The organism is Silvania sp., from assembly GCF_051656365.1.
Taxonomy (GTDB): domain Bacteria; phylum Pseudomonadota; class Gammaproteobacteria; order Enterobacterales; family Enterobacteriaceae; genus Enterobacter; species Enterobacter hatchlandensis.
In genome coordinates this window covers 1-17,957 of the sequence record NZ_JBOGBT010000035.1, presented here as the reverse complement: position 1 = coordinate 17,957, position 17,957 = coordinate 1, and the positions used below count along the sequence as shown (strand labels likewise).

The following is a 17,957-nucleotide window of genomic DNA, read 5'->3' as shown; positions in this document are numbered from 1 at the left end:
AGTAAGGTACGTCTTCATCAGGTGGGCGATGAAACTTATATAGGAAACCGGTTCCACAAAATCATGAAGAGTTTCTCATGATCAAACAAGATCACATTTTGGTCATTTTTTATAATCGTGATGACGATCACCTAACGCGCGACAAAGCGCAGTATTCGCGCTGCGACAATTTTCACGGGGTGCAGTACACTGCCGCTCATTGGTTTCAGACGGAACAGATTATGACCACGATGCTGGAAGTGGCGAAGCGGGCAGGGGTCTCGAAGGCGACGGTTTCCCGGGTGCTTTCGGGCAATGGCTACGTGAGCCAGGAGACAAAAGACAGGGTATTTCAGGCGATTGAGGAGAGCGGCTATCGCCCGAATTTACTGGCGCGCAATCTGGCGACCAGGCGCACGCAAACCCTCGGGCTGGTGGTGACCAACACCCTCTATCACGGGGTCTATTTCAGCGAGTTGCTGTTCCACGCAGCCAGAATGACCGAAGAAAAAGGGCGGCAGCTGATCCTCGCCGACGGCAAGCACAGCGCCAGTGAAGAGCGTGAAGCGATTCAGTATCTGCTGGATATGCGCTGCGATGCGATCATCATCTACCCGCGTTTTCTCAGCGTCGATGAGATGGACGAGATCATCGACAAGCACGAGCAGCCGGTGCTGGTGCTGAACCGACGCTTGCGCAAGCACAGCAGCCACTGCGTCTGGTCGGATCATAAAGCCTCCAGCCAGGCGGCGGTGGCGCAGTTAATCGGGCAGGGCCATCGGGATATTGCGTTTATTACCGGCTCACTCGATTCACCTACCGGGATTGAGCGTCTCTCCGGCTATAAAGACGCGCTTGCTGCAGAGCGGATCCCGCTGCGTGAATCGCTGATTGTCGAAGGCAAATGGACCCCGGCCAGCGGCGCTGCAGGGGTGACGGAACTGCTGGCGCGCGACGAGACCTTTACGGCGCTGGTGGCCAGTAACGACGACATGGCGATTGGCGCCATTAAGCAGCTGCATGAAAGCGGAGTGGCCGTACCTGGCGAGGTGTCGGTGGCCGGGTTCGATGATATCGCGATGGCGCCATACGTGATCCCAGCGCTCTCAAGCGTGCGGGTGCCGGTCACCGAGATGGTGAAAGAGACCATCAGCCGGGTGATCTTTATGCTCGATGGCGGGGACTTTACTTTCCGGCAGACCTTTGACGGGGAGCTGATCCTGCGTGATTCGGTGATGCCCGGCCCGCATCGCTGATCTTACGGCGTGACCGCCGGTGTCCGGCATAAAAAAGCCCCGGGACATCGGGGCTGCGAAAGGCAAAATCGGACAGGCATACAACAAAAGAGTGATCGAGCTTGAGGGTTAAACAGGTAATGATTTCAGCAGGGCGAAAGCCTCCTTCATGCGATCTTCACTGACCACAAAGGCGCGCAGGTTGCCTTCGGCATCGGCGCCTTTTGCCACCATACCCTGCGGCTCAATGGCGATCTGCCAGGTCAAATCTTTGCGCTGGGTTTCACCCGCCAGATGCAGAGGCAGTTCCGGCGTTTTCACCTTCACCAGCATCGCGGGCAGTTTCAACGGCGCGCTGCCGCCGAGCAGGTTCTTTGCCAGGTACATGGCGCTGAGTTGAATCGGTTGCAGGAATGGCAACACCTGACCGTTAATTTCGGCGCAATCTCCCAGGGCATAGATATCCGGCTGCGTGGTCTGCAGATAGCTGTCGACCTTCACGCCACGGTTTACCTCTGCACCCGCACGCCGGGCCAGCACGGTTTCGGCCCGCAGCCCGGTGGCGGCAATCACCGCATCCACTTCGATGCAGCGGTCGCGATCCAACATGGCGCAAATCCCGTTCCCGGTTTGGGTCAGGCTGTGCAGCTGGGATTTCAGCTGCAGGTGCACGCCCATATCGGTCAGCCGATGTTGTAAGCGACTGCTTACTTCGGCTGGCATAAGCGCAGACAGGATGCTGGCAGCATGGTCAACCAGGGTAACGGCTTTCCCGGCCCGGCAGAAATCCATCGCCAGCTCGGTGCCGATCAGACCCCCGCCGACAATCATCACCCGCCGCGCATCGCGCAGGGTGGTTTCGCAGGCGCGGTACTCGGTCTGGCTGTTCAGGGTGAGCATCAGCTCGCGGCCTTCGACCGGCGGAACAAAGGCCGCTGCGCCGGTTGCCAGCACCAGTTTGTCATATGACCACTGGGTGTCTTTTGCTTTCACCACATGGGCGGCGGCGTCGATTTCCGTTACCCAGCTGTAAGGGAACAGGCGCAGGTTGTACTCCTCGGCAAACTCCCCCGCCGTCTGGCGGGTGAGGTCGTCGGCACGCTGACTCTGACTGATGACGTGGCTCAAGTCTGGCTTGCTGTACTCGTCCATGCTGTCGGCGGCGATCAGCGTCAGCGGGACGTTTGCATCCTGTTTACGAATGTTTTTCACCAGCTGGCGAGCGGCAAAGCCCGAGCCGATAATCACGATGCCGTGGTTCATTTTGCCTCCGATGCCAGTTCGTCGAAGACGTCTTTACCCAGGGAGCATTCAGGGCACAGGAAGTTGTCTGGCACCTGGCTCCACGGAGTGCCTGGCTGTACATCCTGCATTGGCTCGCCAACCGCCGGATCGTAGATCCACTGGCAGACGCTGCACTGCATGCAAGGGCCGAGATCCGCAGCGGCCGCTGCGGCACAGGCGCACTCGTCCTGCTGTTGAGCCGAGGCAGTGGTGGTCGCTGCTGGCAGCGGAGCGAGTGCCCACTGACGTGCAATGTCACGGCCGTGCTGACGGCAGATTTCCAGCGCGTCGATATCCGGGCGCCATTTCGCTTTCAGGCTCAGGGACATCTCAAAACCGGCATCCTGCAAACGGGTGGACAGACGGTCTACCGCACCGCCGCTCCAGCCGTGGGAGCCGAATGCGCTGGCGCGTTTGTTGCGAAAGCGCAAACCGGTCATCTCTTCAACCAGGCCCGCAATTTTTGGCATCATCACGTTGTTCATGGTGGAGGTTCCCACCAGCACGCCTTTAGAGCGGAAGACGTTAGTCAGGACCTCGTTCTTATCGCTGCGCGCCACGTTGAAGATTTTCACCGCCACGTTGGGATCCACTTCGTTGATGCCCTGAGCAATGGCGTCGGCCATCATGCGGGTATTGTTGGACATGGTGTCGTAGAAGACGGTGATGCGATCTTCCTGATAGTCAGCGGCCCATTTCAGATACATTTCAACGATCTGGGTTGGGTTCTCGCGCCATACCACACCGTGGGAGGTGGCAATCATATCCACCGGCAGGTTAAAGCCGAGGATTTCAGTAATTTTTGGCGTGACCAGACGGCTGAACGGGGTCAGGATGTTGGCGTAGTAACGCTGGCACTGTTCGAACAGCTCAGTCTGATCCACTTCGTCATTGAACAGACGTTCGTCGCAGTAGTGCTGACCGAAGGCGTCGTTACTGAACAGCACCGCGTCGCCGGTCATGTAGGTCATCATGCTGTCAGGCCAGTGCAGCATTGGGGTTTCAACGAAGATCAGCTGTTTGCCGTTACCGATATCCAGGGCGTCACCGGTTTTCACGATGTTGAAATTCCACTCCGGGTGATGGTGATGACCATTGATGGAGTCGATAGCGTTAGCGGTGCAGTAAATTGGGGTGTCCGGGATGCAGGACATCAGTTCGGTCAGCGCACCGGCGTGATCTTCTTCGGCGTGGTTAATGATGATGTAATCGATATCGGCCAGGTCGATTTCGCTGCGCAGGTTCTGCACGAATTCACGGCTGAATTTATGATCGACGGTGTCGATCAGCACGTTTTTCTCTTCACGAATGAGGTAGCTATTGTAGCTGCTGCCGCGCAGGGTTTTATATTCAGTTCCGTGGAAATCACGTACTTCCCAGTCACGTTGACCGACCCAATGAATATTGTTTTTAACCAGAATAGACATAGCAACCTCGAAAATAATTAAGCGAATGGGGATAAAGATATTTTTCTTATTGCAGCTTGCGTGCCAACTTTTTAAGTGATTGATTTTTATTGTTTTTAAAAATAATAACGCTTAATGGGTAGTCAATTTGACTGTCATTGATATAGTCAATATGACAAGATGCATTGTCAGAATGACAGCGAGGCGAAAATGAGTTTTTCAGTTGAAGTGCTGGCGGGGATCGCCATTGAGTTGCAGAGCGGTATCGGCCATCAGGATCGTTTTCAGCGCCTGATCTCGACCCTGCGCCATGTGCTGGATTGCGATGCATCGGCGCTGCTGCGTTATGAAGGGCGGCAGTTTATTCCGCTGGCTATAGACGGGCTGGCGCAGGATGTTCTCGGGCGGCGATTTACCCTTGAGGGACATCCCCGACTGGAGACCATCGCCCGCGCCGGGGATGTGGTTCGCTTTCCTGCCGACAGCGATCTGCCCGACCCCTATGACGGACTCATTCCCGGCCAGGAGAGCCTGAAAGTGCATGCCTGTATCGGCCTGCCGCTGTTTGCCGGGCAACATCTTATTGGCGCGCTGACCCTCGACGGCATGTCGCCGGATCAGTTCGACACCTTCAGCGACGAAGAGCTGCGGCTGATTGCGGCGCTGGCTGCCGGGGCGCTGAACAATGCATTGCTGATTGAGCAGCTGGAGAGCCAGAACAGCCTCCCCGCCAGCCCGACGGCGTTTGAGCAGGTGGCGCACACTGAGATGATCGGCCTGTCACCGGGCATCATGCAGTTGAAGAAGGAGATTGAGATAGTCGCCGCCTCCGATCTTAACGTACTGATCGAAGGGGAAACCGGCACCGGTAAAGAGCTGGTGGCGAAATCCATCCACGAGGCCTCGCCGCGCGGCGTGAATCCACTGGTCTATCTGAACTGTGCCGCGCTGCCGGAGAGCGTCGCCGAGAGCGAACTGTTCGGTCACGTCAAAGGGGCGTTTACCGGGGCGATCAGCAACCGCAGCGGCAAGTTTGAAATGGCTGACAACGGCACGCTGTTCCTCGACGAGATTGGCGAGCTGTCGCTGGCGCTGCAGGCCAAGCTGCTGCGCGTGCTGCAGTATGGCGATATCCAGCGGGTGGGCGACGACCGCAGCCTGCGGGTTGACGTCCGGGTGCTGGCGGCCACTAACCGCGATCTGCGTGAAGAGGTGCTGGCCGGGAATTTCCGTGCTGACCTGTTCCACCGCCTGAGCGTGTTTCCGCTTTCGGTACCGGCGCTGCGCGAGCGGGGCGAGGATGTGGTGCTGCTGGCGGGCTTTTTCTGCGAGCAGTGCCGGTTACGGATGGGCTTATCCCGGGTGGTACTCAGCCCTGGTGCCCGCACCCATCTGATGAGCTACGGCTGGCCCGGCAACGTGCGCGAGCTGGAGCATGCGATCCACCGCGCCGTGGTACTGGCGCGGGCCGCGAGGTCGGGCGATGAAGTGGTGATCCACGCCCGCCATTTTTCCCTGCATGATGAGAGTACGCCTGCGACGATGTCGGAAATGCCAGAACCGCAGGTGACGAATCGGAACCTGCGTGATGCCACGGAAGATTTTCAGCGCCAGATGATCAGCCGGGCGCTGGAGCAGAACAGCCGCAGCTGGGCAGCGAGCGCAAGGGCGCTGGAGACAGACGTCGCCAACCTGCACCGGCTGGCAAAACGTCTGGGGCTGAAGCCTTAAATGATGCCTGCCTGGTAGAAATCCTGCAGGTTAATGGCCCCGCACAGGCAGCCATTGTCATCCACCACCGGAGCGGCGGTAATTTTGCGCTTCATCAGCAGCTCTTTGGCTTCTATCGCGCGGCTGTCGGCATTCAGGGTCAGGCCGCCGCGGGTCATGGCGTCGCTGACGGCGATCTCCAGTTTACCGCCGCCCACCAGCCAGCGACGCAGGTCGCCGTCGGTGAACACCCCTTTGACCTGATGGTGTTCATCGCAGACCGCCACCAGCCCCAGCCCGGTACGGCTCAGCTCCAGCATTGCGTCCATTACGCTGGTATTCAGCTTCACCTGCGGGATGGCGTCATCGGTGCGCATCAGGTGATGCACTTTATTCAGCAGACGCGCGCCCAGCGCCCCGGCCGGATGGGAGCGGGCAAAATCTTCTTCGTTAAAGCCCCGGGCCTGCATTACTGCCATTGCCAGCGCATCGCCCATCATCAGCGTATTGACGGTGCTGGAGGTCGGCGCCAGGTGCATCGGGCAGGCTTCGCGTTCGACTGAAATATCCAGTGTCGCTTTGGCAGCCAGCGCCAGCGGCGAGCGGGATTTGCCGGTCATCGCCAGCAGCGCGACCGATTTTTCCTGCAGGCGCGGGAGGATAAGATCCAGCTCTTTCGCCGAACCGGAGTAGGAGATAAACAGCAGCACGTCGCGGCTTTCAATCATCCCCAGGTCGCCGTGCAGCGCTTCCGCCGGATGGACAAAAAAGGCCGGGGTGCCGGTGCTGGCAAGCGTTGCGGCAATCTTCTTGCCGATATGGCCGGATTTACCAATGCCCGCGACAATCACTTTGCCTTCACACTGAATGATGGTGTTGGCGGCCAGAACAAAATCATCACCCAGCCTTTCCGGCAGGCGGCTGGCTTCCTGCAGTTCCAGCATCAGGGTTTGACGACCTGCGTTGATCAGAAAATCACTCATCTCTCTCTCCGGTTACGATCACGTTGATTCCTTTCTCTTCCAGCGCTTTCTTGAACGCCGGATCGATACCTGCGTCGGTGATCAGCGTATCGACGCTTTCAAGGGCACAGACAATATTAGGGCTTTTGCGGCCAAACTTCGACGAGTCTGCCATCAGGATCACCTCCCGGGCGGCATTGCACATGGCTTTGCTGACGCTGAAGACTTCGTTGAAGGTGGTGACGCCCGCGTTGAGATCGATGCCGTCGGTGCCCATAAACAGGCGGTCAAAGCTGAAATGGTCGAAGGCGTTTTCTGCCAGCTGGCCGTGAAACGATGCCGATTTTTTGCGGAAGGTGCCGCCGGGCATCAGAAGAGTTTGTTCGTTGTCGAATTCCGCCAGCGCGTTGACGATGTGCAGGCTGTTGGTCATCACCGTGATGTTATTAAAGCGACTCAGCATCGGCACCATCTGCAGCACCGTGCTGCCCGCATCGAGAATGATGGAATCACCGTCATGGATAAACTTCACTGCGGCATCGGCGATCAGCGCTTTCTGCTGGGTATTGATCAGCGTTTTGTGGTCGATCGGCGGATCGGCTTCGTCTTTATTCAGCACCACGCCGCCATAGGTTCGGATCACCGTTCCGGCGTTTTCCAGGATCACCAGATCCTTGCGGATGGTGGTACCGGTGGTATCAAAGTGGTGGGCCAGATCCTCGACTGAGCACTTTCCCTGCTTTTGCAGATGCTCAAGAATGGCCGCCTGCCGCTGGCGTGGTTTCATAGACGTTGAGTTCCTTATGTTGCGAAATGATAATTTCGCAAGCTTATAACGTTCACAACGAAATTATCCATGTTTCAATTTAAGCGCTAATGATAGTGCATTCTGACAGAGTGGATCATGGGGAAAGATCACACCAGGCTCTAATTCCCGCAGGGGAAGGCCGTTGAGTGCTGCAATTTTCACCGGACGGGCGAAGACCGTCAGCCCGCGCATCATCAGGGCGTCGCAGACCCGGTCGTCGTCATCCAGCGCGATGGCAATCACCACCCGCGGTTTAAAGCGCCCGCCGGAACGGCCCACGCCGACGCGACCGCGCTGGCAAAGGGCGTCGAAGGCGCGATTAAAGCGGTGGATTTGCCAGCCGCCGAGTGCCAGCTGGCAAATCCAGGCTATAGCGGCGACGGTAATAAGGGTGGTGACCATGTGTGGCTCCTGGGTGATTAACAGATCCCCCTCCCTGTGGGAGAGGGGGCGTGAGGGCATCTGGCCGCGCGATCAGAACATGACCTGCCCACCGGTAACATTGATCGACTGCCCGGTGCAGTAAGACGCTTTTGGGCTGGCATAAAACAGCAGCATGTTCAGCACATCCTGGTAGTCGCAGCCGCGCTTGAGCGGGACTTTATCGATGTAGTATTGCTCCACCTGATCCGCTTCAATACCCAGCTTGGTGGCATATTGCGGTAGCAGCGACTGGAACATCGGCGATTTCAGCAGGTTGCCGAGCATTAATGAATGCACGGTAATGCCGTACTCGGCCAGATCCAGCGCCAGGGACTGCGTCAGCCCCACGCCGCCAAACTTGGCTGCGCTGTAGCCGGAGTTGTGTTTGCTGCCCACCTTGCCGGACTTGGAGTTGATCTGAATGATGCGCCCGGCAATGCCGTCGCGGATCATCAGACGGGAAAACTCGCGGGCGCAGAGGAAATAGCCCACCAGATTCACCTGTAATGAGCGGTCGAAATCCCCCAGCGCGACGTCGCTGATAAACGCGGCTTTGGCGATCCCGGCGCTGTAGACCAGCAGGTCGACGCGGCCAAAAATCTCGTTCACCCCGTGCGACAGCGCCAGCACGCTCTGTTCGCTGGTGGCATCGGCACCAAAGCCGTACGCCATCCCTTCGCCAAACTCCTGATTAATAACGCTGGCTACCCGGGCGGCTTTTTCGCTTTGAATATCCACCACCGCCACGCGATAGCCCTCTGCGGCCAGCCCACGGCAGAGATATTCCCCTAAGGTTTGTCCCCCGCCAATGACAACAGCAACCTGATTCATCTTTCTCTCCTTTATTAGGCTACAAATTTCAGTACACAACCGGTGGCCAGCGCCTGCGGAACCGGCCCGGCGACATGCACGGTACCCGGATATTCCGCCTCGGTCTGACCATCGAAACGCAGGGTGATATGCCCCAACTCGCGCAGATTCTGCTCGGCGACACTGCCCACGGCGGTGACCGGATAGCGGGTTTCCCCCAGGGTTAACTGGCTGCCGGGCAGCAGTTCGCCGTTCAGCTCGCCGTGACAGTGGATAAAGCAAAACTCTTCGATATCCGCAGGCGCGCCTTCGCGAAAGGTAATCAGCATCTGGTCGCAGAGCGCATCCGGGGCGCTCTGGCCGATACGGGTAATGGTGGTCTGGTAAATCACAGTCATCGCAAGCACCTCTTATTGATAAATAAAGCCGGAGACAAACCAGGCGATCAGCACGGTGGGCGCGCCCGTCAGGAAGCGGCTGACCAGCACCGAAGGCACGCCGACGCGCACGGTGTCCTGGCGCGCTTCGGCAAGCGACAGACCCACCGGGATAAAGTCGCAGGCGGCCTGGGCATTAATGGCGAACAGCGCGGGCAGGGCGAGATGTGGCGGGATATGGCCCAGCCCAATCTGCACCCCGATTAATACGCCAATCACCTGGGCGATCACGGCTCCAGGGCCAAGGAACGGCGACAGCAGAGGGAAGGAGCAAATCAGCGCCAGCGTCACCAGCCCTAACGGATGGCTGGCCAGCGGAGCAAGACCGTGGGCGATCCAGTCCCCAAGGCCCGAGGCCATGATGATGCCGATCAGCGCCGAGACGAACGCCATAAACGGCAGAATGGTTTTCAGCACCGTATCAATGGTGTCGCGCCCGGACTGGAACAGCACCGCCACCGCCGAGCCCATCCCCATCCCGACTTTGGCCAGCAGGCCGTCGCTCTGCTCGGTGATCTTCTTACTCGTGTCGTACTCGCGCGGGGCGCTCTTTTTCGCCGGTGCGACACCGTCAGCCAGGGTAATGTTCTCTTCTCGCACCCCAGACACGTAAATGTCTTCAAGGATGTACTGCGCCAGCGGTCCGGATTTTCCCGTCGCGTGAATGTTGATCGTGGGAATTCGCCGTTTAGGATAAATGCCGCAGCGCAGGGTGCCGCCGCAGTCGATCACCGCCACGCCAATTTCCGCTTCCGGCGGTTCGCCCTCTTTAAAGCCGTCGACTGCTTCCCAGCCGGTAAGATCGCGCAACTTGTCGACGATCGCCGGGCGTGTACCGGCGGTGATATAGACAATCTTTTTGTCGGCGGTGGCGTCCAGTTCCAGTGGGCCGCCCCATCCGCCCGTGCCTTGTTCAATCCGAATGCGGGTCATGCTGTTGCTCCTGCCAGATGGACTTTTTGTTCAAGCTGGATGCCCATTTTCTTTTCGAAAATGGCGGTGGTGAGGTCGGTGACCCAGCCGCGGAAGAAGTTGGTGACCAGGCCGACCAGCAGATAGCTGACTGCCAGCGGGCCCAGCGGCAGACCGAGGGTGGTCAGGCCACTGGCGATCCCGAGGTAGACGAACAGCTCCCCGGGGTTGATGTGCGGAAACAGACCGTTCATCGAGTGGCAGCTGTACGAGGCCGCAGCGTAGTAGCTCGGCTTGTAGCGCTCCGGCATAAAACGTCCGAGGCTCAGGGTCATCGGGTTACAGAACACAAAAGTGCCGATAAAGGGCAACAGCAAATAACGGGACAGTGGATTTCCGGCGCAGCGCTGGGCGAATTTTTCGATCCGGTGCTGGCCGATGAAGTTGATCAGCGCATTCATGATCACCAGCAGGCTTATCAGCAGCGGCAAAATACCGGTGACCATCCCGGTAAAGACCTCGCCACCTTTCTGAAACAGCCCGATAAACCACTCGGCACCGTGGGTAATGGTTTCTATCATTCTTCTCTCCTGTGGACGTGTGAGTTCGTGTCTGACGGCATCTAATAATAATCACTTTGAAAGGTTTTAAAGTGTTAATTAGATCTCACAATGAAAGAAAAATTGATCAATTTGAAAGATTTTGGCGATGGGCAATCATATGCGGCTGAGAAGACGCTGAATTTGCCTTTGGGTAGCGTAAAGATTTTGCGGCGTACGCCAGCGCCCCTTCCTTGAGGTGTCCCGGATGCTTTACCATACTTGCCACTTATCGAATTCCCTGGAATGGATGTGCCATGTTCAAGCGTCGTTACGCAGCCTTATTGCCTGTGCTTATTTTGCTCTCTGCCTGCAGCAGCAAACCGAAAACCGAAGCGGCCCAGCAAACCGCGGGCGCGCCTTCTGGCGGCTTTCTGCTGGAACCTCAGCACGACGTGATGCAGATGGGGGGCGACTTTGCCAATAACCCGGCGGCGGAGCAGTTCATCGACAAAATGGTGAGCAAGCACGGTTTTAATAAAACCCAGCTGCAGGAGATCCTCTCCCAGGCCAAGCGTCTGGACTATGTACTGCGTCTGATGGACCGCCAGGCCCCAACCACTCAGCCACCGGCCGGTCCGAACGGCGCGTGGCTACGCTATCGCCAGCAGTTTATTACCCCGGACAACGTGCAAAACGGCGTGGCGTTCTGGGACCAATATCAGGATGCGCTGACCCGCGCCTGGCAGGTGTACGGCGTACCGCCGGAGATCATCGTCGGGATTATTGGCGTCGAAACCCGCTGGGGCCGCGTGATGGGCAAAACCCGCATTCTTGATGCGCTGGCGACCCTCTCCTTTAACTACCCGCGCCGCGCGGAGTACTTCTCCTCCGAGCTGGAAACCTTCCTGCTGATGGCCCGCGACGAGCAGGACGACCCGCTGGATCTGAAAGGCTCCTTCGCCGGGGCAATGGGCTACGGGCAGTTTATGCCGTCGTCGTATAAGCAGTACGCTGTTGATTTTAACGGGGACGGGCACATTAACCTGTGGGATCCCGAAGATGCCATTGGCAGCGTCGCCAACTACTTCAAAGGTCACGGCTGGAAGAAAGGCGAGCCGGTTGCCATTCAGGCCAACGGTCAGGCGGCCGGGCTGGAAAATGGTTTCAAAACCAAATACAGCGCAGCACAGCTAACCGCTGCTGGGTTAACACCGCAGCAACCGATCGCCGGTAATCAGCAGGTGAGCCTGCTGCGTCTGGATATTGGTACGGGTTATCAGTACTGGTACGGTCTGCCGAACTTCTACACCATCACCCGGTATAACCACAGCACGCACTATGCGATGGCGGTCTGGCAGTTAGGGCTGGCCGTGGCGCAGGCGCGGGTGGCATCGCCGTTCAATTAATGGCGTGATTGGGCAGTCAGGAAGGTGAGGGGAGGTTATCCACTCACCTTTTTCTTTTCCCCAAACGCTGGCAGGCAGTTTTCGGAAGGAGGCTCGTAAAACCGGTTCCTCTTCCTTCAGGCTACGGCGTAAAGTGCTATCTTGTGCTGCACGTTTTTCAGGAGCTTAACAACATGACTGACCATGAATTGATGCAGCTGAGTGAAGCCGTGGGGCAGGCGCTCAAACAGCGCGGTGCGACGGTAACGACGGCAGAATCCTGTACGGGCGGCTGGGTGGCAAAAGTCATCACCGATATTGCCGGCAGCTCGGCCTGGTTTGACCGCGGCTTTGTCACCTACAGTAATGAAGCGAAAGTGCAAATGATCGCCGTACGCGAGCCAACGCTGATTGAGCATGGCGCGGTGAGTGAACCGGTGGTTGTCGAGATGGCAATTGGTGCGCTGCGTGCCGCACGTGCGGATTACGCTATCTCAATTAGCGGCATCGCCGGACCGGACGGCGGCAGCGAAGAAAAGCCTGTCGGCACCGTGTGGTTTGGCTTTGCGACGGCACAAGGCGAAGGGATCACCCGCCGGGAGTGCTTTAGCGGTGATCGTGAAAGCGTGCGCCGTCAGGCGACCGGATATGCGTTAAAAACGCTCTGGCAACAATTTCTACAAAAGACTTGATACTGTATGACCATACAGTATAATTGCGGCAACAGAACAGAAATCCACGGTGAAGCACAGTCGCTTCTCCCGGCATGAGAGGAAATAATGGCTATCGACGAAAACAAACAGAAAGCGTTGGCGGCAGCACTGGGCCAGATCGAAAAGCAATTCGGTAAAGGTTCCATCATGCGCCTGGGTGAAGACCGTTCCATGGATGTAGAAACTATCTCCACCGGTTCGCTTTCTCTGGATATTGCACTGGGTGCTGGCGGCCTGCCAATGGGTCGTATCGTAGAAATCTACGGACCAGAATCCTCCGGTAAAACCACCCTGACGTTACAGGTTGTGGCTGCAGCACAGCGCGAAGGCAAAACCTGTGCCTTTATCGATGCTGAGCACGCGCTGGATCCGGTCTACGCTCGTAAACTGGGTGTTGATATCGACAACCTGCTGTGTTCTCAGCCGGATACCGGTGAGCAGGCGCTGGAAATCTGTGACGCCCTGGCACGCTCTGGTGCAGTCGACGTGATTATCGTCGACTCCGTAGCCGCGCTGACCCCGAAAGCAGAAATCGAAGGCGAAATCGGCGACTCTCACATGGGCCTCGCGGCACGTATGATGAGCCAGGCGATGCGTAAGCTGGCCGGTAACCTGAAGCAGTCCAACACGCTGCTGATCTTCATCAACCAGATCCGTATGAAGATTGGTGTGATGTTCGGTAACCCGGAAACCACCACCGGTGGTAACGCACTGAAATTCTATGCCTCCGTGCGTCTGGATATCCGCCGTATCGGCGCCGTGAAAGACGGTGATAACGTGGTGGGCAGCGAAACCCGCGTGAAGGTTGTGAAGAACAAAATTGCTGCACCGTTTAAACAGGCTGAATTCCAGATCATGTACGGCGAAGGGATCAACTTCTTCGGCGAACTGGTTGACCTGGGCGTGAAAGAGAAGCTGATTGAAAAAGCGGGCGCCTGGTACAGCTACAACGGCGACAAGATTGGTCAGGGTAAAGCGAACGCCATTTCCTGGCTGAAAGATAACCCGGCAGCAGCAAAAGAGATCGAGAAGAAAGTGCGTGAGCTGCTGCTCACCAACCAGGATGCTAAGCCGCAGTTCGCCGTTGACGGCGAAGGCGCTGAAGAAACCAACGAAGATTTCTAATCACTCGCTGAAATAAATAAGGGTCGCATAATGCGGCCCTTTTTGCTTTTTAACTGTAGCAGGTTTATCTATGAGTGAATCCACAGCACGTCGTCCTGCGTACGCCCGACTATTAGATCGCGCGGTGCGCATTCTTGCAGTTCGCGACCACAGTGAACAGGAACTTCGCCGCAAACTCACCGCGCCCGTGATGACGAAAAACGGGCCGGAAGCTATCGACGCCACTGCCGAAGATTATGACCGCGTTGTCGCCTGGTGCTATGAGCACAGCTATCTTGATGATGCACGTTTTGTCGCACGCTTTATTGCCAGCCGCAGCCGGAAAGGTTACGGCCCGGCACGCATCCGCCAGGAGCTGAATCAAAAAGGCATTGCGCGGGAAACCAGCGAAAAAGCGATGCGCGAATGCGAGATCGACTGGTGTGAGCAGGCGCGGGAGCAGGCGGTGCGTAAGTACGGTGAACCGCTGCCGCGGGAGTTTTCAGAAAAAGTCAAAATCCAGCGTTTTTTGCTCTATCGTGGCTACCTGATGGAGGATATTCAGGATATCTGGCGTAATTTTATCGAATGAACGCATGCGGGATTTTACTTCCCTCACAAGAAAACTTATCTTATTCCCACTTTTTCCAGTAGCTGGTCCGTCCAACAAACGTTGCGCTGCGACCCGCTGTGACATTTCGTTAGCTTGATTTCAGGATAATTATGAGCAAGAGCACCGCTGAGATCCGACAGGCGTTTCTCGATTTTTACCATAGTAAGGGACACCAGGTTGTTGCCAGCAGCTCCCTGGTACCAAATAACGATCCGACTTTACTGTTTACTAACGCCGGGATGAACCAGTTCAAGGATGTTTTCCTTGGTCTCGACAAGCGTAATTATTCCCGCGCGACCACCTCGCAGCGCTGTGTGCGCGCAGGCGGTAAACATAACGACCTGGAAAACGTCGGTTATACCGCACGTCACCACACTTTCTTCGAAATGCTGGGCAACTTCAGCTTCGGCGACTATTTCAAAAACGATGCAATCCAGTACGCATGGGAGCTGCTGACCGGTGAAAACTGGTTCAACCTGCCGAAAGAGCGTCTGTGGGTTACCGTCTACGAAACCGACGATGAAGCCTTTGAAATCTGGGAAAAAGAAGTGGGTATCCCGCGCGAACGTATTATTCGTATCGGTGATAATAAAGGCGCACCCTACGCGTCTGACAACTTCTGGCAGATGGGCGACACCGGTCCTTGTGGCCCTTGCACCGAAATCTTCTACGATCATGGCGATCACATCTGGGGGGGGCCTCCGGGGAGCGCAGAAGAAGATGGCGATCGCTACATTGAGATCTGGAACATCGTCTTCATGCAGTTCAACCGTCAGATTGACGGCACCATGGAGCCGCTGCCGAAACCCTCTGTGGATACCGGCATGGGTCTGGAACGTATCGCCGCCGTGCTGCAGCACGTGAACTCCAACTACGATATCGATCTGTTCAGCACCCTGATTAAGTCCGTTGCCGAAGTGACTGGCGCGACCGATCTGAGCAACAAATCCCTGCGCGTCATTGCCGACCACATCCGTTCCTGTGCGTTCCTGATTGCTGATGGTGTGATCCCGTCGAATGAAAACCGTGGCTACGTGCTGCGACGCATCATTCGCCGTGCTATCCGTCACGGCAACATGCTGGGCGCGAAAGACACCTTCTTCTATAAGCTGGTGGGTCCGCTGGTGGGCGTTATGGGCGCTGCGGGTGACGAACTGAAACGCCAGCAGGCGCAGGTTGAGCAGGTTCTGAAAACCGAAGAAGAGCAGTTTGCACGTACGCTGGAGCGCGGTCTGGCTCTGCTGGACGACGAACTGACTAAGCTGAAAGGTGACACGCTGGACGGCGAAACTGCTTTCCGCCTGTACGACACCTACGGCTTCCCGGTTGACCTGACGGCTGACGTTTGCCGCGAGCGCAATATCAAAGTTGACGAAGTGGGCTTTGAAGCCGCAATGGAAGAGCAGCGCCGCCGTGCGCGTGAGTCCAGCGGTTTTGGTGCCGACTACAACGCGATGATTCGCGTGGATGGCAGCAGCGAATTCCAGGGCTACGAGCATCTGCAACTGAACGGTAAAGTGACCGCGCTGTTTGTTGACGGCAAAGCCGTGGACAGCATCAGCGCGGGCCAGAACGCGGTAGTGGTTCTGGACAAAACCCCATTCTATGCCGAGTCTGGCGGTCAGGTAGGCGATAAAGGCGAGCTGAAAGGCGCTGATTTCGGCTTTACCGTCACCGACACGCAGAAATACGGCCAGGCGATTGGTCACCTCGGTACGCTGGCCTCCGGCGCGCTGAAAGTGGGCGATGGCGTGCAGGCGCTGGTCGACGAAGCGCGCCGCGCGCGTATCCGTCTGAACCACTCCGCGACGCACCTGATGCACGCCGCGCTGCGCCAGGTTCTGGGCACGCACGTTGCGCAGAAAGGCTCGCTGGTGAATGACAAAGTGCTGCGTTTTGACTTCTCACATTTCGAAGCAATGAAACCGGCAGAAATCCGCGCGGTGGAAGATCTGGTGAACGCCCAGATCCGCCGCAACCTGCCAATCGAGACCAACATCATGGATCTCGATGCGGCGAAGAATAAAGGCGCGATGGCGCTGTTCGGCGAGAAATATGACGAACGCGTGCGCGTGCTGAGCATGGGTGATTTCTCCACCGAGCTGTGCGGCGGTACGCACGCGGCTCGCACGGGTGACATCGGCCTGTTCCGCATCGTTTCCGAATCCGGTACGGCAGCAGGCGTGCGTCGTATCGAAGCGGTCACTGGGGAAGGGGCGATTGCCGTTCTGCATGCGCAGAGCGATCAGCTGCACGATATTGCACAGCTGCTGAAAGGCGACAGCCATAACCTGGGCGAGAAAGTGCGCAGCGTCATGGAACGTACCCGTCAGCTTGAGAAAGAGCTGCAGCAGCTGAAAGAGCAGGCTGCTGTTGCGGAGAGCGCTAACCTCTCCAGCAAAGCGGTTGAGATTAATGGCGTCAAGTTGCTGGTGAGTGAACTGGCGGGCGTTGAGCCGAAAATGCTTCGTACCATGGTCGACGATCTGAAGAACCAGCTCGGTTCAACGGTTATCGTTCTGGCAACGGTAGCGGAAGGTAAGGTTTCTCTGATTGCGGGCGTATCTAAGGACGTGATCGACCGTGTGAAAGCAGGGGAGCTGATTGGTATGGTCGCTCAGCAAGTGGGTGGCAAAGGGGGCGGTCGTCCGGACATGGCGCAAGCCGGTGGTACGGACGCAGCAGCCCTCCCAGCAGCATTAGCCAGTGTAGAAGGCTGGGTAAGTTCTAAACTGTAAAAACTACAAAGCGTACACAGGCGGCATAACGTTATCGTTATGCCGCACTGCGCTATCGATAATGATAAAGTCAGGTTGAGTTTGTGTATATCGGCTAAACTTACGTTTAACAGAATGTAATGCCGTGACTGCATACACATTACGTGTTTGTCATCGCTTACTTTTTGGCGTTATATGATGGATAATGCCGGGATACAAGAGACCCGACTCTTTTAATCTTTCAAGGAGCAAAGAATGCTGATTCTGACTCGTCGAGTTGGTGAGACCCTCATGATTGGGGATGAGGTCACCGTGACAGTTTTAGGGGTGAAGGGCAACCAGGTACGTATTGGTGTGAACGCCCCTAAAGAAGTCTCTGTTCATCGTGAAGAGATCTACCAGCGTATCCAGGCTGAAAAATCCCAGCAGTCCAGTTACTGATATTATCGCGTCTCGCTGTCTGGCGAGACGCAACCCACTCGCTCTACTCCTGCCAAAAGTTACCGTTCGAATTCAACTGCTGCCTCTTTAACCGATCCGCATCTGCTATCTCTACCTGAGATCCTCTATCTACCTGCACATTATTGTTATCAGCGCTGAAAAATACGCTTATAAAACACTCTGTTTGTGGCTTTTACATGCAATTTGCCTGCGATTTGTGCAAACGAAAAAAGAGTATGGAAAAAGGTTTGACTTATAAGTCCCAGAAAGTAATATATGCGCCACGCAGCGACGAGAAGCTCTTAACGAGTAACTCGAGGCACTCGAAAGAGGCGTTGTGTGGTGAGGTGGCCGAGAGGCTGAAGGCGCTCCCCTGCTAAGGGAGTATGCGGTCAAAAGCTGCATCCGGGGTTCGAATCCCCGCCTCACCGCCATTTTGCATCCGTAGCTCAGCTGGATAGAGTACTCGGCTACGA

At 56.7% G+C, this 17,957-nt stretch carries 17 protein-coding genes and 1 tRNA gene; 9 read left to right on the top strand and 9 right to left on the bottom strand.

Annotated features, from left to right (window positions below; all coding sequences use genetic code 11):
• Positions 1 to 221: 221 nt before the first annotated feature.
• Positions 222 to 1,235, top strand: a complete 1,014-nt coding sequence (locus tag ACRDD5_RS06255; RefSeq protein WP_271281722.1) for a LacI family DNA-binding transcriptional regulator — start codon at positions 222 to 224, stop codon at positions 1,233 to 1,235.
• A 108-nt stretch (positions 1,236 to 1,343) separates the two neighbouring features.
• Here ACRDD5_RS06255 and norW read toward each other — a convergent pair whose 3' ends face one another.
• Complete coding sequence (norW, locus tag ACRDD5_RS06250; protein WP_271281723.1) at positions 1,344 to 2,477, bottom strand: NADH:flavorubredoxin reductase NorW; 1,134 nt, start codon at positions 2,475 to 2,477, stop codon at positions 1,344 to 1,346.
• Positions 2,474 to 3,925: an anaerobic nitric oxide reductase flavorubredoxin gene (norV, locus tag ACRDD5_RS06245; protein WP_438676229.1), complete on the bottom strand. Its 1,452-nt coding sequence runs from the start codon at positions 3,923 to 3,925 to the stop codon at positions 2,474 to 2,476. The genes norW and norV overlap by 4 nt, the downstream gene beginning before the upstream one ends.
• Positions 3,926 to 4,114: 189 nt before the next feature.
• Between norV and norR the strand changes: the two genes are divergently transcribed.
• Positions 4,115 to 5,635 (top strand): nitric oxide reductase transcriptional regulator NorR, encoded by a 1,521-nt coding sequence (gene norR / locus ACRDD5_RS06240; protein WP_271281725.1) that lies wholly within the window; start codon positions 4,115 to 4,117, stop codon positions 5,633 to 5,635.
• Here norR and gutQ read toward each other — a convergent pair.
• From gutQ to srlA, 7 genes are all read right to left on the bottom strand, one after another.
• The gene (gene gutQ / locus ACRDD5_RS06235; RefSeq protein ID WP_271281726.1) at positions 5,632 to 6,597 is read right to left on the bottom strand and encodes an arabinose-5-phosphate isomerase GutQ; all 966 of its coding nucleotides are present in this window, start codon (positions 6,595 to 6,597) and stop codon (positions 5,632 to 5,634) included. The two genes, norR and gutQ, sit on opposite strands and share 4 nt — an antisense overlap.
• Positions 6,590 to 7,363 carry a glucitol operon DNA-binding transcriptional repressor SrlR gene (gene srlR, locus ACRDD5_RS06230; protein ID WP_271281727.1) on the bottom strand — a complete coding sequence of 258 codons (774 nt, stop codon included), beginning with the start codon at positions 7,361 to 7,363 and terminating at the stop codon, positions 6,590 to 6,592. The genes gutQ and srlR overlap by 8 nt, the downstream gene beginning before the upstream one ends.
• Positions 7,364 to 7,426: 63 nt before the next feature.
• Positions 7,427 to 7,786 carry a transcriptional regulator GutM gene (gene gutM / locus ACRDD5_RS06225; protein ID WP_438676228.1) on the bottom strand — a complete coding sequence of 120 codons (360 nt, stop codon included), beginning with the start codon at positions 7,784 to 7,786 and terminating at the stop codon, positions 7,427 to 7,429.
• Positions 7,787 to 7,858: 72 nt separating this feature from the next.
• Positions 7,859 to 8,638, bottom strand: coding sequence for a sorbitol-6-phosphate dehydrogenase (srlD, locus tag ACRDD5_RS06220; protein ID WP_438676227.1), 780 nt, complete (start codon positions 8,636 to 8,638; stop codon positions 7,859 to 7,861).
• Positions 8,639 to 8,652: 14 nt separating this feature from the next.
• Complete coding sequence (gene srlB / locus ACRDD5_RS06215) at positions 8,653 to 9,015, bottom strand: PTS glucitol/sorbitol transporter subunit IIA (protein WP_271281730.1); 363 nt, start codon at positions 9,013 to 9,015, stop codon at positions 8,653 to 8,655.
• Between the two features lie 12 nt (positions 9,016 to 9,027).
• On the bottom strand, positions 9,028 to 9,987 hold the full coding sequence (gene srlE, locus ACRDD5_RS06210) for a PTS glucitol/sorbitol transporter subunit IIB (RefSeq protein WP_438676226.1): 960 nt from the start codon (positions 9,985 to 9,987) through the stop codon (positions 9,028 to 9,030).
• Positions 9,984 to 10,547, bottom strand: a complete 564-nt coding sequence (gene srlA / locus ACRDD5_RS06205) for a PTS glucitol/sorbitol transporter subunit IIC (RefSeq protein ID WP_438676225.1) — start codon at positions 10,545 to 10,547, stop codon at positions 9,984 to 9,986. Before srlA ends, srlE begins: the two co-directional genes overlap by 4 nt.
• A gap of 275 nt (positions 10,548 to 10,822) precedes the next feature.
• On the opposite strand from srlA, the gene mltB reads away from it, so the two are divergent.
• The 7 genes from mltB (at position 10,823) to ACRDD5_RS06170 (ending at position 17,915) form a co-directional block, all read left to right on the top strand.
• Positions 10,823 to 11,914: a lytic murein transglycosylase B gene (gene mltB, locus ACRDD5_RS06200; protein WP_271281733.1), complete on the top strand. Its 1,092-nt coding sequence runs from the start codon at positions 10,823 to 10,825 to the stop codon at positions 11,912 to 11,914.
• 173 nt (positions 11,915 to 12,087) lie between these two features.
• Entirely contained in the window at positions 12,088 to 12,585 is a 498-nt protein-coding gene (gene pncC / locus ACRDD5_RS06195; RefSeq protein WP_271281734.1) for a nicotinamide-nucleotide amidase, read from the top strand.
• A gap of 87 nt (positions 12,586 to 12,672) precedes the next feature.
• Positions 12,673 to 13,731, top strand: a complete 1,059-nt coding sequence (recA, locus tag ACRDD5_RS06190; protein ID WP_271281735.1) for a recombinase RecA — start codon at positions 12,673 to 12,675, stop codon at positions 13,729 to 13,731.
• A gap of 70 nt (positions 13,732 to 13,801) precedes the next feature.
• Positions 13,802 to 14,302: a recombination regulator RecX gene (gene recX, locus ACRDD5_RS06185; RefSeq protein WP_271281736.1), complete on the top strand. Its 501-nt coding sequence runs from the start codon at positions 13,802 to 13,804 to the stop codon at positions 14,300 to 14,302.
• Between the two features lie 131 nt (positions 14,303 to 14,433).
• Positions 14,434 to 17,061 (top strand): alanine--tRNA ligase, encoded by a 2,628-nt coding sequence (gene alaS, locus ACRDD5_RS06180; RefSeq protein WP_438676224.1) that lies wholly within the window; start codon positions 14,434 to 14,436, stop codon positions 17,059 to 17,061.
• Positions 17,062 to 17,295: 234 nt separating this feature from the next.
• Positions 17,296 to 17,481: a carbon storage regulator CsrA gene (gene csrA, locus ACRDD5_RS06175; RefSeq protein WP_000906486.1), complete on the top strand. Its 186-nt coding sequence runs from the start codon at positions 17,296 to 17,298 to the stop codon at positions 17,479 to 17,481.
• A gap of 341 nt (positions 17,482 to 17,822) precedes the next feature.
• Positions 17,823 to 17,915, top strand: a tRNA-Ser gene (locus ACRDD5_RS06170).
• Positions 17,916 to 17,957 lie beyond the last annotated feature (42 nt).

What these genes read in the sequence shown, in the direction of transcription:
- recA (WP_271281735.1), top strand. Translation starts at nt 12,673, where the DNA reads ATGGCTATCGACGAAAACAAACAGAAAGCGTTGGCGGCAGCACTGGGC.
- gutQ (WP_271281726.1), bottom strand. Translation starts at nt 6,597, where the DNA reads ATGAGTGATTTTCTGATCAACGCAGGTCGTCAAACCCTGATGCTGGAA.
- norW (WP_271281723.1), bottom strand. Translation starts at nt 2,477, where the DNA reads ATGAACCACGGCATCGTGATTATCGGCTCGGGCTTTGCCGCTCGCCAG.
- gutM (WP_438676228.1), bottom strand. Translation starts at nt 7,786, where the DNA reads ATGGTCACCACCCTTATTACCGTCGCCGCTATAGCCTGGATTTGCCAG.
- recX (WP_271281736.1), top strand. Translation starts at nt 13,802, where the DNA reads ATGAGTGAATCCACAGCACGTCGTCCTGCGTACGCCCGACTATTAGAT.
- mltB (WP_271281733.1), top strand. Translation starts at nt 10,823, where the DNA reads ATGTTCAAGCGTCGTTACGCAGCCTTATTGCCTGTGCTTATTTTGCTC.
- srlE (WP_438676226.1), bottom strand. Translation starts at nt 9,987, where the DNA reads ATGACCCGCATTCGGATTGAACAAGGCACGGGCGGATGGGGCGGCCCA.
- norR (WP_271281725.1), top strand. Translation starts at nt 4,115, where the DNA reads ATGAGTTTTTCAGTTGAAGTGCTGGCGGGGATCGCCATTGAGTTGCAG.
- srlA (WP_438676225.1), bottom strand. Translation starts at nt 10,547, where the DNA reads ATGATAGAAACCATTACCCACGGTGCCGAGTGGTTTATCGGGCTGTTT.
- srlB (WP_271281730.1), bottom strand. Translation starts at nt 9,015, where the DNA reads ATGACTGTGATTTACCAGACCACCATTACCCGTATCGGCCAGAGCGCC.
- csrA (WP_000906486.1), top strand. Translation starts at nt 17,296, where the DNA reads ATGCTGATTCTGACTCGTCGAGTTGGTGAGACCCTCATGATTGGGGAT.
- srlR (WP_271281727.1), bottom strand. Translation starts at nt 7,363, where the DNA reads ATGAAACCACGCCAGCGGCAGGCGGCCATTCTTGAGCATCTGCAAAAG.
- alaS (WP_438676224.1), top strand. Translation starts at nt 14,434, where the DNA reads ATGAGCAAGAGCACCGCTGAGATCCGACAGGCGTTTCTCGATTTTTAC.
- srlD (WP_438676227.1), bottom strand. Translation starts at nt 8,638, where the DNA reads ATGAATCAGGTTGCTGTTGTCATTGGCGGGGGACAAACCTTAGGGGAA.
- norV (WP_438676229.1), bottom strand. Translation starts at nt 3,925, where the DNA reads ATGTCTATTCTGGTTAAAAACAATATTCATTGGGTCGGTCAACGTGAC.
- pncC (WP_271281734.1), top strand. Translation starts at nt 12,088, where the DNA reads ATGACTGACCATGAATTGATGCAGCTGAGTGAAGCCGTGGGGCAGGCG.
- ACRDD5_RS06255 (WP_271281722.1), top strand. Translation starts at nt 222, where the DNA reads ATGACCACGATGCTGGAAGTGGCGAAGCGGGCAGGGGTCTCGAAGGCG.